Source organism: Agarivorans sp. DSG3-1, assembly GCF_046774965.1.
Lineage (GTDB): Bacteria > Pseudomonadota > Gammaproteobacteria > Enterobacterales > Celerinatantimonadaceae > Agarivorans.
Genome location: NZ_CP177241.1, coordinates 147172 through 160713, shown reverse-complemented (window position 1 = coordinate 160713; position 13542 = coordinate 147172). Strand labels below are relative to the sequence as shown.

Below are 13542 nucleotides of genomic sequence, written 5' to 3'. Positions count from 1 at the left end.
CCTTAATGCTGAGGAGTAGGGCTTAAACCCCATTTTACCCAAGCTTTTTCATGGAAGAAGTAGGCCACGCTGTTCACTGCTGGCTCTACAATAGCTACTAAACCACCAATCATAATATCGCCAGTTAATAACCAAGTGACCAAAAAAGCGATGCTAAAGTGCATGCTGGCAAAAGTTATTGTTTTAATCATTTGTCTGTCCCCTCTTTAATCTATATCTAAATGATAATCATTATCATTTGATGGTTCAAGTAGTTTTTGATGTTTTTTTAATCTTTGTTGAAACGCTACTGTGGTGAAGTGTAAAGCCAGGCTAAAAAATCATGAGTTGATGTATACTTAAGGCATTGTAAGTAGTGTAAGATGCCGCGCTAACTTGATCAGGGAAGAGCTATGTTTCGACGTTTTAGTGTTTTTTGGCTCCTGCTGTTAATTGCAGGCTGTTCTACCATTATTGTTAATCAATTCGACCAGCGCTTTGGCAAAGCCTCTGTGCAACCCCGGGTGTTTTCTGAAAATTATCCTCCAGCCGCTGAGTTTTTGAGTGAGGTTAAACCGATCCTCGATCAACGCTGCGTTATGTGCCACGCCTGTTACGACGCGCCCTGCCAATTAAAACTAACCTCAGCTGCTGGCATCGACCGGGGTGTTACTACTGCTCGCGTTTATCATGGAAGCCGGGTTACTGCTGCGCCAACAACACGTTTATATACCGATGCTAAATCTACTCAAATGTGGCGTCAAAAAGGGTTTAATCCGGTATTAAATGAACGGGTTCAAACTGAAGAGGCAAACCTTGAAGCGGGCGTAATGTATCAAGCGTTAAAACAAAAGCGCAGCTATGTAGATCCCGGCGATGAGATCCTCGACCCCGAAGCGTTTGACTTCGCATTGGATAGAACCCAGCAATGTGTAGGCATTGAGGGTTACGCTAAGGTGCAAGCATCTCACCCTGAGTGGGGCATGCCTTACGGCTTGCCCGAGATAAGCGATGAGGAGTTCGATACACTCACCGCTTGGTTAGCTAGTGGTGCTCCAATGGCTGATGACTTAAGCGCCCATAACAAACTAATGGATAAGGTTGAACAATGGGAAGCCTTGTTAAATGGCGATTCAAAAAAACAACGCCTGATGGCCCGTTATATTTACGAGCATTTGTTTATAACCCACCTTTATTTTGCTGACGATCCCAATACTCGTCCGGCCTTTTTTAAGCTAGTTCGCTCGCGCACCGCGCCGGGCAATCCTATTGATCAAATTGCTACTCGCAGACCTTATGATGATCCAAAAGTTGAGCGAGTTTATTACCGCCTTGCGCCAGAACGTGAAAGCATAGTGGTAAAAACGCATATTCCTTACCGTTTAGATCAGGCTCGCGCCGAGCGTTGGAAAAACTGGTTTTTGGGTGATGATACGGTCGTGAATGAGCTGCCTGGTTATGAACCTAAAGTGGCTGGCAACCCATTTGTGGCCTTTCAGGATCTCACCGTTAATGGCCGTTACCGCTTTATGTTAGACGATGCGGAAACCTTCATTATGGGCTTTATGAAAGGCCCTGTATGTAGAGGTCAGGTCGCGCTCAATGTGATTCAAGATCATTTTTGGGTGTATTTTGCTAATCCAGATAACCGCTATGAACAGCAACAAGCAAAGTTTTTGGTAGAGCAAAGTGAACATTTACGCATGCCTTCTGTGGAGCAAAGTAATGTACTGCCAATTAGTACTTGGATCAGCTATTCCAAGCGTCACCGTAAATACATTAAAGCCAGTATTGAAGAAGCGAAAAACTGGTTAAATAAAGACGATAGCCTATTGAACTTAGATTTACTTTGGGATGGTGATGGTGACAACCCCAACGCTGCATTAACCATATTTCGTCACTTTGACAGTGCCAGCGTACTCAAAGGCACTGTAGGTAAACAACCTAAAACAGCATGGGTAATTGATTATTCCTTATTTGAGCGTATTCATTATTTATTGGTGGCTGGCTTTGACCCTTATGGCAATTTAGGTCATCAGTTAGTTACGCGCTTGTATATGGACTTTTTACGTATGGAAGGCGAGGGCAGCTTTACTTCTTTGTTACCTGCCGAAATGCGTTACGACGAACTACGCAGCTGGTATGTGGGAGCCGATAAACAAATTGTTGATTTTGTAGAGTCTCGTCCACAAGAAGCATTTTTTAAAAGCGCAGTTGAATACCGAGATGACTTACCCTATAAACAGCAACTGTTTGATATGCTTGATGAGAAGCTAGCGTCGGCATTACCTAAGAAACATGATATTACCTTCCCTAAGTTTTCTCGCGAAATCAGCGACTTTGCGATTCAGATAGATGCTTGGAAAGGAGGGGCGGTTAAACTGTTACCGCAGGTGGTGTTTATTCAAGTGGATGAACCGAGTAAAACTGAACCCGAGTATTTCACCTTATTGCGACACAATGCGCATACCAACATCTCTAGTTTATTCCTAGAAGACGATAATCGTATCCCAGACCAAGATCATGTTTCTTTGTTACCCGGTATAGTGGGGGCTTATCCTGGCGCATTTTGGCAGGTACAGAAATCTGAACTTAAACGCTTGCAGCAGCAACTTGTGCATGTGAATGACGAAGCTTCATATCAAGCCTTTATGAAGCGCTATGGTATTCGCAGAACAAGCCAAGAGTTCTGGCCATTTAGCGACCGTTTGCATCAAGCATACCTACAAGCAGAGCCGCTTGAGTCTGGAATATTGGATTACAGCCGTTTAGAAAATCGCTAAGCCAGATGTGCGATAGAAACAGAAAAAGCCCAGGCAAGTTTGCTTGGGCTTTTTGTATTAGAGAGTGACTAACTAGTTTTAAAGCGTGAGACCATTTCCTGTAGGCTACCGGCCAGGGAGTTTAAGGTGGTCGCGCTATCTTCAAGCTCTTGTGATACTTGATTAGCTTGACTAGAGCCGTCGTGAATATCAGTGATGTTACGATTAATTTCCTCGGCGACTAAATGCTGCTCTTCTGCCGAAGCGGCAATCTGGGTCGCCATATCCCGTATAGTGAGTACCGACTGCAAAATAGCCTCAAATACCGTACTGGTTTGATTGGTGGCCGTAACTGAGGTTGATGAATGCTCAATGCTGCTCGACAGCTTAGAGGCAACATTAGCGGTTTGTTGGCGTAGGTTACTTAGTAGTTTATCGATTTCTTCGGTGGACTCAGCGGTACGCCCAGCTAAAGTACGAACTTCATCGGCGACTACTGCAAAGCCACGGCCTTGTTCACCAGCACGCGCCGCTTCAATAGCTGCGTTGAGCGCCAGTAAGTTGGTTTGTTCAGCAATACCACGAATGGTATCTAAAATGACCGTAATATTGGCCGATTCTTGTGACAGTTCATCCATAGCCTGATTAGATTCGTTTAAGGTCGTTTCGAGCTGCCCAACGGCTAGTACAGTATCTTGAATCAACTGATGACCTTCTTCCACTTGCTGTTGGCTATCATCGGCGCTGGTGGCTGCTTGGCTGCAGTTTGAGGCCACTTCGTTAGAGGTGGCCACCATTTCATGAAAAGCGGTGGATACTTGCTCTACCGCGGCTAATTGTCCTTCGGCTATTTGTTTCATGGTACTAGACAGTTCGCTGGCATGAGCCGCTGAATTATCTACTTGCTCACTATTGCCTTTGATACTGGCCACTAAGGAATTTATAGACTCAACAAAGCGGTTAAAGGCATCGGCCATCTGTCCCGATTCATCATTGGAGTGGATATTAAGGCGCTGGGTTAAGTCGCCTTCACCTGAGGCTATACCTTCTAGGCCTTCGGTAATGGTTATCATTGGTTTAGTGATGACATTCATCAAGGTGAACCCAAGTGCAATAAAGACCACCACCATTAAAATAGCCACGCCCATGATTAAGGTAATTAAGGAGTTGGCTTGCTGGTAAACCTCGCTGGCGGGCATAAAGCCAATAAAGCGCCAATTGAGGTCGGGAGATAAATACACGTTGGCTAACCAAGTTTCACCATCTTTTTCAATAGTGTGCAAACCGGGGGGCGAGTCTTTAATGGCTTGGTAGCTGGTTACGTCGCTAATGTCTTGGAATAGATTATCTTCGCTGGAGGGGTCGGCCAATATGGTATTGGAGTCCTCAATCATGATGATGTAGCCTTGTTCTCCAAATTTAATCTTTTTAATTAAGTCGGTGAGTTTGTTTAGCGTCACGTCTACACCAATGGTACCAAAGGCGCCATTTTGTCCTTCAAAACGTACCATGTAATCCACTAAAGGTGTCTTGCTGACTAGGTCTTGATAAGCAGGAATACGAACCGGCGTAGTAGAGTCGATGGAAAGCGGATACCAAGGGCGTATACGAGGATCATAATCAGCAGAGTTTTTGCCGAGTGGCCATTGGATATAGCCACCGTGGTCCATGGCTAAATATACGTAGGCTAAGTCTGGGCGAGCTTCACCAAATTCGCGCATGAAATGAAACGCAGTTTGTTCAACGCCACCGTTTTTATCGGGGGTCATAGGTTTACTTGCTTTGCCCATATAGGTGGTAATAGAGTGATCTAATTGACGGATGGTATAGGAGTTGGCAAGAAACTTAGCATCTTCGGCCAAGCCATTGAGGTAGATAGAAAAGGTTGTGTCGATATGCCCTAGTTCCGCGGTACTTCGTTGTTCAAAACTGAGTTCGGCATTACTTCTAACGTTCCATACAGTAATGATTGAGATGACTAAAACCGGAAAAACTACACCAGCGAGTAACAGCAACAAAAACTTTGTTCTTATTTTCATTTGTTAATCCATTAATCGAGTTTGTATAGATAAATATAGTTAAATTAAACGGCATTACTAAATGAGGATTGTGCTTTGTTTAAATGGCTCGGGAGTTTAGAAGACTAAGCATTGGCTTAAGCTGCAGGTAATATCCAGAATAATGTTAAGGGAATAAAAAACAGGCTGGCGATGTTTCCTAACATCACAATAGAGGCCACGCGTTGTGGCTCTACCTGATATTGCTCAGCAACAATAAAGTTGAGTACTGCTGGTGGCAGCGCAGAAAACAAAATCAAACAAGACTGTTGTAGCGGTGTTAGCGGCAATATCATTATGGTAATACTTGCACATATCAAGCCACTAAGCGGGCAAGCTACAGCGCCTAATAAGCCAATTTTCCAGTCTTTCAAATCCACGTCAATCAATCTTACACCTAGGGTAAACAACATAAGTGGTACCGATATTTGACCGAGCAGGTCGATTGGAGTAGCAATGATGGTGGGCAAGGATAGCTCCAAGCCGCCCCAAATGAGGCCAGCGATAGCAGCAATAATCACCGGGATTTTTAGGGTAGAAAGCAGCTTGGCTTGGGAGTCGATAAAATACAGCCCCACCGAGAAGTGCAATACCATTTCTACCACAAACAGGATCACTGCAATGGGCATGGCGGCTTCACCAAAGGCCAAAATAATCAGCGGTAGTCCAAGGTTACCGGCATTGTTGAACATCATTGGTGGTAGAAAGGTGCGCGCTTTAAGTTTAAAAATTTTGATTAGCGGCCATAAAATAAGCCCTGAACCTAATACCACCCAAATGGATGCCAGCAGTAATTCACTGTAATCGCTTAGTTCAAGTTGAGTGTTCGCCAATACCGAAAAGATTAATGCAGGGCAGAATATTTCCATATTCATGCGATTTGCAGCACTAATGTCGGGGCGATGTTTGCGCCCGTAAAGCAGTCCTAGCACCACTATAATTACAAGTGGAGCAACAATACTTAATATTTGCCAAGCCACGGCGTTTACCCCGAATAAAAAAACTAGCTTAGCAGAAACGCATTGATAAGCTCATTAGCAAATAGTGGCAAGGGCAAGCGCCGTTTGCGGTCACAGTAAGCACCCGACTCAAATTCGAATGACTTATCAGGGGAAAGGTGTTGACTTGAATGCTTACCAAGCAGCAAAAAGTGCTTATTTTCAAGTGCCGCCTAATAGCAAATAATCCATGTGAAAAAAACAGAGCCAAGGCTCTGTTTTTTAATGCGGTATTAGCATGAGCTATTTGCTTGGCGGGGTGTAGCCTTCAATGTCTACTTCGCCGTCTTCAAATAAGTATTTCACCATTTCAGCCTGAAGCAACTCACGATCGTCTTGATTCATCAAGTTGAGCTTTTTTTCGTTAATGAACATGGTTTGTTTCTTTTGCCACTCAGTCCAAGCTTCTTTGCTGATGTTATCAAACACGCGCTTACCGACATCACCAGGAATCAGTTGGAAATCTAAGCCATCGGCTTCTTTCTTTAAACGTTGGCAAAATACTGTTCTAGCCATAATTATCCCTTATTACATGCGCTGCTGTGTTGTACGGCAGGCTTAAATTTTAAAGTGCGTGTTGCGCTATTTTTAGCAGCTTTTCGGTTACGGCCGCTAAGCCAACTTTTGGCGGGTTTTGCATGTTATACCAAAGTTGTTGGTTGTCTGCCATGACTTGTAGTGGCGGCGCTTCACTTAGCTCAACCAATGCTGGCTGAATATCCAAATGGTAGTGGCTAAAGGTGTGGCGAAGTGGTTCTAGCTCGTAAATCGCATCGGCACTTAATTGCTGTGCCTCTAACCATTGGCTAATGCTGTCTTCTAGCGCTATTTCTGGAAAGCAGTACAAACCGCCCCATAAACCCTGCATGGGGCGTTGAAACAGCAAGTATTCATGTTGCCAGTGCAGTATTAACATTTGCACTGGCTTTTCTGGCAGTACCTTTTTAGGTTTTTTCCCTGGAAAGTCGCCTTGGCGCTGAGTGGCTAGTGCCACACAGTCTTCCGCCACAGGGCAGAGCTCGCATTTAGGTTTTGAGCGAGTACAAATCATCGCGCCTAAATCCATCATTGCTTGGTTGTAAGCAGTGGTTTGCTGAGCAGGAGTGTTTGCTTCAGCAAGTTCCCAAAGTTGGTTTTCTACGGGCTTTTTACCGGGCCAGCCAGCGATGGCCTGATGACGAGCTAATACCCGCTTTACATTGCCATCGAGTATGGCGTGGTGCTGACCAAGAGAAAGTGATAACACCGCACCTGCGGTAGAGCGGCCAATACCTGGCAGCGCTATGACTTGCTTAATGTCTTCTGGAAACTGCCCTTGGTACTGCTCGGCAATCACTTTGGCTGCTTTATGTAAATTGCGGGCGCGGGCGTAATAACCTAAGCCTGTCCATAGGTGTAGTACTTCATCAGTATCTGCTGCTGCTAAGTGAGTGACATTAGGAAAGCGTTGCATAAAGCGTTCGAAATAAGGTATTACCGTAGCGACTTGGGTTTGTTGCAACATAATTTCCGACAGCCACACTTTGTAAGGTGTTTTGTCTTGCTGCCAAGGCAGATGTTTACGGCCAGCGCGGTGGTACCAGTCCACCACTCGAGTGGGAAATGCTTGAATTGTATTACTCATAACGTAGGGCTAGCTTAAATAATGTGTGGGCAAAGAAGTGGTGGATTTCATGACTTCCATTGAAAAGGCAGAGCTGACATCGGTAAAGGCTAAACGCTCAATCAGTTGTTTATACACTTTGTCGTAGTCGTTAATGCTGGGCACTACGACTTGAAGCAAATAGTCGATGCTGCCACTCATGCGATGGGCTTCAATGATTTCAGGAATGTCTTGTACTGCTTGGTTAAACTGCGCTAACCAAGAGGGATCGTGCTGTGAAGTGCGAACACTAACAAACACCGTGACACCTAGATTGAGTTTGTTTCTGTCGAGTAGAGCCACTTTATGGCGAATAAACCCGGCTTGCTCTAGTTTTTGCACGCGGCGCCAGCAAGGTGTGGCCGATAAACCTACACGCTCGGCAATCTCGTTGAGCGCAATACTCACGTCTCGTTGCAGCAAATCGAGTATTAACTTGTCTTTACTATCGAGTTTCATTTTTTAACGATTGCCCAAATCAAGAAAAGTGATTCTATTTTTACGTGCTTTACGCCAATTAACAACCGCTATCTTTGTGTGGCTACTTGTCACCGAATAAGGCTTGTTCTAACCACAGTGCTTTACTGGCATCAAAACCCCCTTGCTCAAGAAAATCGGCGTGAGAGATGTTACCCCTAAATTGTTCAATCATTTTTTGGCTGGAGCGTTGATTAGCCTCAATCCAGCAGTCTTGTGGGCTATATTCACCTTGGTTTTGTGCTTGTTGATTCAGCATTACCGGCGAAAATCGCCAAGGTTTACCCGGTACATATTCGCCGTTCAGCGATAAGCTATCCTGACCAATAGTGATGTCTATTTGATGAAAAATGCCAGCAGGTCCACCTAAGCTAAAATCCACATCGATGAGGTGTTTACCAGCTTGCAGTTGTAATTTCAGCCTTTGGCCGTCCACTGTTTTTTTCTGTTGAGAAGGTTTACCAAAACGGTGTAATAGCCAAGATAAAGGATGGCTAGTGGTTTCTAAAAACCACTGCTCTAAGGTAAAGTTGAGGGGCAGGTTAACCTGTGAGTTCAAGCGCACATGGGCTGGCTGAGAATAGCCACTAAGCAATGAATCAAGCTGTTTAGCGCTGGCTAGTTGGCTAAAGGCATAATTCACCCAAAGCCGCTGCGGCCAAGTAAAGTTGTTATCTACTTGGCTTAAACCCAGCAGTGGTTTTTCACAAATAATCGCACTGTCTTTAAAGTGTTGAATAACCTGTTGGTGGCTTAGCGCTGGTGTGGCAATTAGCACCAAATCTACAGCGGGAACGTGCTGAATGTGGTTGCAGGCATGCGCAATATTGTGTTGCTGGGCAATTTGCTGAGCTTTTGCTAGATCTAAGTCGACAAGGCTAACGATTTTTAGGCCACGTTGTTTGAGTGCATCAACATGCACCATGCCCCAGTTACTGCCAATTATTGCCGCGGTGTTAATGGTGTTGTTTAGCGGATTTTTTAACACAGTAATATGCTCTAGGCGCTGACTTTAGCGGCAACAACAATGAAGCGAGCACCATCTTCACCGGCTTGCACAAAATGGCTTTGGCCTGGGTGAATGCAGTGTGAGTCACCAGCCTTTAAGTGCTGGGTTTGCTGTTGCTCCCCGTCGACTATAGTGATCTGAAGTTCGCCACTCAGCAGGTAATACAGTTCTTCAGTGTGCGTATGCTGATGTAGCCCGATGCTAGCGTTTGCTTCTAAGCTTGAGTCCATGACCAGTTCAATGCCGCTAGCCAGAATACCTTCGGCTTTATCTGGCTCTTCGCTATAAATCCAAGTGCCGTCTAATCGGCCTTTACCCTGCATGCCTTGTGGTGCGTTGTGGTTTAAATGAGCGGGTTGGTAAACCACGGTGGCCATATGTTCTGCTTGCTTAAAACTGTGTCCGTTACCGAGATAAAGTGGGTGGTCGCCACCATGAAATTGCTGTTCTCTAAACAAGCGGACTGCTGGCTTTGACTTCATGATGTGTCCTTCAATGTATTCAAACTTAGTGTAATAGATATCTGTGAGATGATGAAGCAGCGGTTTGCTTTAACAATCGCTAGTTTTTACCGTAACGCTAGGCCCGCTACCATTTTCTTGGTTGGTATAAAGCACATGGCAATTAAAGAACACACTCTTGCTCGCTAAGTCTTCAGAAAAGAAAATATAGATATGATTAAACGCGGTGGATTTATCTATAAAAAAGGGGGCAGCATCATTGTCTGCGGTAATAGTGGTAAGTGCTACAGAGTCGATGCTGAGCCAAGCTTGTACTTGTCGATTCAGCTCTTCAAAGCTGTCTGTTCCCTCTACGGCAGGGTGACCATTGTAAATCGGTAAAGGCGTGCCAAGGTAGTTGATTTGCTGATTACCAATGGCTTTATTTTCCAGTGCAGCCTCAGTGTAAACCAGTCTCAGGCCTTCTTGCATAGAGCCACCGATGGTGTTGAGTACCGCAGCTTTGCCATCGGTTTTAAGGTTGATAAGTTTAGGTGCTGCCACCACAGCAATAATGGCAAGAATAACAATCACCATCACTAGTTCAATCAGGGTGAAGCCAAATTGCTGTTGCCTAAAGCTTGTCATCAATAGTGTTGTATCCAATATGTTTATAAAGCCGTTTCTTGTTCTATTATAGATACTCAATAACGAATAGGGGTGACTATGCTGGAATTACGTCCGTGCTGTGAGCGTTGTGAAGCACCATTACCTGCCGATGCTAGCAACGCAATGATTTGCTCTTTTGAGTGCACTTTTTGTGTGGAATGCGTGGAGACCCACTTAGATAATGTTTGCCCCAATTGCGGCGGTGGTTTTACTGCGCGGCCTATTCGGCCTAAGCACGATTGGGTAAACGGCAATTGTGTCACTCATTATCCCGCTAGCACAGAGCGAGTCGTTAAGCCGGTAGACCCGCTTGTTCAGCAGGCCTTAGTCACGCGCTTGGCGGGTAAGTTACCTGAACAACGCTAGGAAAATCTTAAGGACTCGCGCGTGCAAAGCTTGCACAACTGCGAGATCTTTGGATAATGCCAGCCCTGTTCTACATTTAGAATGTCACTGTAATATCTAGTCTGGAAATATCATGAGCGAGCAAGACCAAAATCCAACTCCTGAGGCGCCTCAAGAGCAAGTAGAAGACAAACGTTTACGTAAGATTCGTAGCTTTGTTAAACGCGAAGGCCGTTTAACCAAACGCCAAGAGAATGCGCTAAACGAGTTTTGGCCTACATTAGGCTTGGATCATCAGGCAAGCAACTATTCGCTTGAAGCAGTATTTGGTCGCAACGCTAAAACGGTACTAGAAATTGGCTTTGGTATGGGCGCATCGTTAGTTGAAATGGCTAAAAACGCACCAGACACCAACTTTATTGGCATTGAAGTGCACCGCCCTGGCGTAGGCGCTTGTATGGCCGACGCCATTGACGCTGAGATTAAAAACCTACGTGTATTTGAACACGACGCCGTAGAAATATTGAATGATAGTATTGCTGATAACAGCCTAGATACTGTGCAATTGTTCTTCCCAGATCCGTGGCATAAATCTCGCCATCATAAACGCCGTATTGTGCAATTAGAGTTTGTAGAAGTGCTGCGCAAAAAGCTAAAAGTTGGCGGTGTATTCCACATGGCGACCGATTGGGAAAACTATGCAGAGCATATGTTGGAAGTGATGCAAGCGGCTCCAGGTTATAAAAACACCTCAGAAACCAATGATTACGTGCCACGCCCAGAATGGCGCCCATTAACCAAGTTTGAAAACCGCGGCCACCGTTTAGGCCACGGCGTGTGGGATTTAATCTTCGCTAGAGAAGCCTAAGCCTATCCTTAATCGGTAAAGCAATTAAGAAGGTCGTTTAGAAATAAACGGCCTTTTTTTGTCACTATCCAATAGTGCTCATTTTCTTCCAATAAGCTTTGCTGCTTGGCATCGCTTAATGAAGATTCAAGCGTATCCAGCCCTAAGCCCGTTAGGTTTTCAAATTCGGCCTTAGGAATATCTTCAAACAAACGTAAACGATTTAAAAAGTACTCAAAGGCTAAGTCGCTAGGCTCCACTGCCCATTGCTTAAACAAAAAGTCGCGATCTTGTTCCAGGTAGCCTTTAGGGTGTTTTACTTTTTCGGTTCTAAGTAAACGCTGGCCAGTTAAGTCGCTTAGTTTGCCATGAGCGCCACAGCCTATGCCGAGGTAATCGCCAAAGCGCCAGTAATTGAGGTTGTGTTGCGAGCGGTCACCATCGCGGCAATACGCCGATACTTCGTATTGATTAAAACCCGCTTGCTGTAATTGCTGGTGGCCTTGCTCATAAATATCCCAGAGTAAATCTTCGTTAGGCAATTTAGGCGGGCGTGAAGCAAAAGCGGTGTTGGCTTCAATGGTAAGTTGATACCAAGACAAATGGCTTGGGCCAAGGGCAAAAGCTTGCTGTAGGTCTTGCATGGCTTGCTCAAGCGTTTGATTAGGTAAGCCATGCATTAAATCTAGGTTAATCCGTTTAAAGCCCGCTTGCTGAGCAAACTCAAAGGCACGAATCGCTTCATCACCATTATGGATGCGGCCTAGTTTGTCTAAGTGTTGTTGCTGAAAACTTTGTACACCAATTGATAAGCGATTTACGCCAGCTTGAAAATAGCCAGCAAAACGATCGGCTTCTGCGGTGCCTGGGTTGGCTTCCATGGTGACTTCAGTGTTAGGGCTGAGCACTAAGCGCTGCTTTACACCATTAAGTAAATCACTAATCGCTTGAGCGGAAAGCAAACTAGGAGTGCCACCGCCAATAAAAATACTGTGTAATTCTCGCCCTTGCATGGCAGGGAAGCGCTGTAAATCTTGGTCTAAATCAGCCAGCAAGGCTTGAATGTACTCTTTCTCGGGTAGGTTTTGCTTTAAGCCGTGGGAATTAAAATCGCAATAGGGGCATTTTTGCACGCACCAAGGCACGTGCACATACAAACTTAGCGCAGGGCTTAGCATGCTTCTGTTTCCATTTGCGTAAGCAACTGGCGTAGTGCCTTGCCGCGATGGCTTAAGGCATTTTTATCGGCTTTGCTAATTTGCGCAGAAGTCGCTTGGTGTTGCTCAACCCAAAACACAGGGTCATAGCCAAACCCGCCAGCACCATGAATATCTGTGGTAATTGTGCCACGCCATTTGCCATGACAAATTAGCGGAGCAGGGTCTTCGGCATGACGTAGATACACCAATACACAATGAAACTCAGCGCCGCGTTGGTCGCTGGGCACATCTTTCAATGCTTCAAGCAGTTTAAGCACATTATCGTGGTCGCTTGCATTCGCGCCAGCATAGCGAGAAGAGTACAAGCCTGGCGCACCATTTAGATAATCTACGGCTAAACCTGAGTCATCAGCAATGGCCGCAAGGCCAGTGATTTTGGCAGCATGACGGGCTTTGATGATGGCATTTTCTACAAAGGTAGTGCCGGTTTCGTCTGCGTCTTCAACTGTAAATTCACTTTGGGCAATAATTTGTTTTTGCAGCGGTTTGAGTAGCTCAGAGAGCTCGGCAACTTTGCCGGGGTTACCGGTGGCGAGTACAACTTTTTGCATGACGGTTCCTATAAAGTAGCAGTGGTTGAAGAATGGAGATAGGGGCTTAAAACCATTCGCCCTAAAGATAACCTTAGGGCGAAACTTAGCCAGAAAAACGTTTAGTCAACGTAAAACTTTTGCTGAAACTCGAGGGTTTGCTGGCGTTTCCCATCATCTACAATCACTTTAAAGCGAAAGGTTTCTTCATTGCTGTGGCGCAATTCAGCGATGTAATACACCGATTCACCTTCGCGAATTTCTTTAAATTCTAGATTGGTTTGATTGCCAATTAAGTTGCGCGCTGTGCCTGATATTTTGACGGCGACGGGCTTTTTATCAGCCGATTTACCATCCAATACCGTTATGTTGATTAGGCCGTTATAGCGGCTGCGTTGCAGCCCATATACTTTGGCGACTTCTGCGGGAATAAAAGTAGAATTAAATGCCACGTAATGGACTTCGTAATCACCCAATACTACCTTTTGTTCTGCGCGGCTAGGTAGGGTAAACAACATCAAACTTGAGATTAAGCTTATTAATAAAAACTTACTCATAATGGCGACC

At 45.1% G+C, this 13542-nt stretch carries 15 protein-coding genes; 3 read left to right on the top strand and 12 right to left on the bottom strand.

Translation table 11 applies throughout. The features are described from left to right. Window positions 1-2: 2 nt before the first annotated feature. The gene (locus ACLD71_RS00775) at window positions 3-191 is read right to left on the bottom strand and encodes a DUF2061 domain-containing protein (protein WP_137674204.1); all 189 of its coding nucleotides are present in this window, start codon (window positions 189-191) and stop codon (window positions 3-5) included. Window positions 192-392: 201 nt separating this feature from the next. Here ACLD71_RS00775 and ACLD71_RS00770 point away from each other — a divergent pair, with 201 nt between their 5' ends. Further along, the gene (locus ACLD71_RS00770; RefSeq protein WP_137674203.1) at window positions 393-2762 is read left to right on the top strand and encodes a fatty acid cis/trans isomerase; all 2370 of its coding nucleotides are present in this window, start codon (window positions 393-395) and stop codon (window positions 2760-2762) included. Window positions 2763-2830: 68 nt separating this feature from the next. Here ACLD71_RS00770 and ACLD71_RS00765 read toward each other — a convergent pair whose 3' ends face one another. The 8 genes from ACLD71_RS00765 to ACLD71_RS00730 all read right to left on the bottom strand — a co-directional run bounded on the left by ACLD71_RS00765 (window position 2831) and on the right by ACLD71_RS00730 (window position 10012). Further along, the gene (locus ACLD71_RS00765) at window positions 2831-4780 is read right to left on the bottom strand and encodes a methyl-accepting chemotaxis protein (RefSeq protein WP_137674202.1); all 1950 of its coding nucleotides are present in this window, start codon (window positions 4778-4780) and stop codon (window positions 2831-2833) included. 116 nt (window positions 4781-4896) lie between these two features. Further along, window positions 4897-5778: an AEC family transporter gene (locus ACLD71_RS00760; protein ID WP_137674201.1), complete on the bottom strand. Its 882-nt coding sequence runs from the start codon at window positions 5776-5778 to the stop codon at window positions 4897-4899. Between the two features lie 261 nt (window positions 5779-6039). Beyond that, window positions 6040-6312, bottom strand: coding sequence for an oxidative damage protection protein (locus ACLD71_RS00755; RefSeq protein ID WP_137674200.1), 273 nt, complete (start codon window positions 6310-6312; stop codon window positions 6040-6042). Window positions 6313-6361: 49 nt separating this feature from the next. After that, window positions 6362-7420: an A/G-specific adenine glycosylase gene (gene mutY, locus ACLD71_RS00750; RefSeq protein WP_411992418.1), complete on the bottom strand. Its 1059-nt coding sequence runs from the start codon at window positions 7418-7420 to the stop codon at window positions 6362-6364. A 9-nt stretch (window positions 7421-7429) separates the two neighbouring features. Beyond that, window positions 7430-7897, bottom strand: coding sequence for an Lrp/AsnC family transcriptional regulator (locus tag ACLD71_RS00745; RefSeq protein ID WP_137674198.1), 468 nt, complete (start codon window positions 7895-7897; stop codon window positions 7430-7432). Window positions 7898-7979: 82 nt separating this feature from the next. Next, window positions 7980-8903: a Gfo/Idh/MocA family oxidoreductase gene (locus tag ACLD71_RS00740; protein ID WP_411992416.1), complete on the bottom strand. Its 924-nt coding sequence runs from the start codon at window positions 8901-8903 to the stop codon at window positions 7980-7982. Window positions 8904-8914: 11 nt separating this feature from the next. After that, window positions 8915-9406 (bottom strand): cupin domain-containing protein, encoded by a 492-nt coding sequence (locus tag ACLD71_RS00735; protein ID WP_411992414.1) that lies wholly within the window; start codon window positions 9404-9406, stop codon window positions 8915-8917. A 69-nt stretch (window positions 9407-9475) separates the two neighbouring features. Next, window positions 9476-10012, bottom strand: coding sequence for a Tfp pilus assembly protein FimT/FimU (locus tag ACLD71_RS00730; RefSeq protein WP_411992412.1), 537 nt, complete (start codon window positions 10010-10012; stop codon window positions 9476-9478). A gap of 78 nt (window positions 10013-10090) precedes the next feature. On the opposite strand from ACLD71_RS00730, the gene ACLD71_RS00725 reads away from it, so the two are divergent. Both ACLD71_RS00725 and trmB read left to right on the top strand, forming a co-directional pair. After that, a complete protein-coding gene (locus ACLD71_RS00725) occupies window positions 10091-10399 on the top strand; it encodes a DUF1272 domain-containing protein (protein WP_411992410.1) in 309 nt (102 codons plus the stop codon). 112 nt (window positions 10400-10511) lie between these two features. Next, window positions 10512-11246, top strand: coding sequence for a tRNA (guanosine(46)-N7)-methyltransferase TrmB (gene trmB, locus ACLD71_RS00720; RefSeq protein WP_411992409.1), 735 nt, complete (start codon window positions 10512-10514; stop codon window positions 11244-11246). 8 nt (window positions 11247-11254) lie between these two features. Here the strand turns inward: trmB and hemW are convergent, their stop codons facing one another. From hemW to ACLD71_RS00705, 3 genes are all read right to left on the bottom strand, one after another. Then, window positions 11255-12403 carry a radical SAM family heme chaperone HemW gene (gene hemW, locus ACLD71_RS00715; RefSeq protein WP_411992408.1) on the bottom strand — a complete coding sequence of 383 codons (1149 nt, stop codon included), beginning with the start codon at window positions 12401-12403 and terminating at the stop codon, window positions 11255-11257. Next, the gene (gene rdgB / locus ACLD71_RS00710) at window positions 12397-12996 is read right to left on the bottom strand and encodes an RdgB/HAM1 family non-canonical purine NTP pyrophosphatase (protein ID WP_137674191.1); all 600 of its coding nucleotides are present in this window, start codon (window positions 12994-12996) and stop codon (window positions 12397-12399) included. Before rdgB ends, hemW begins: the two co-directional genes overlap by 7 nt. A 101-nt stretch (window positions 12997-13097) precedes the next feature. Next, on the bottom strand, window positions 13098-13532 hold the full coding sequence (locus ACLD71_RS00705) for a DUF4426 domain-containing protein (RefSeq protein WP_137674190.1): 435 nt from the start codon (window positions 13530-13532) through the stop codon (window positions 13098-13100). Window positions 13533-13542 lie beyond the last annotated feature (10 nt).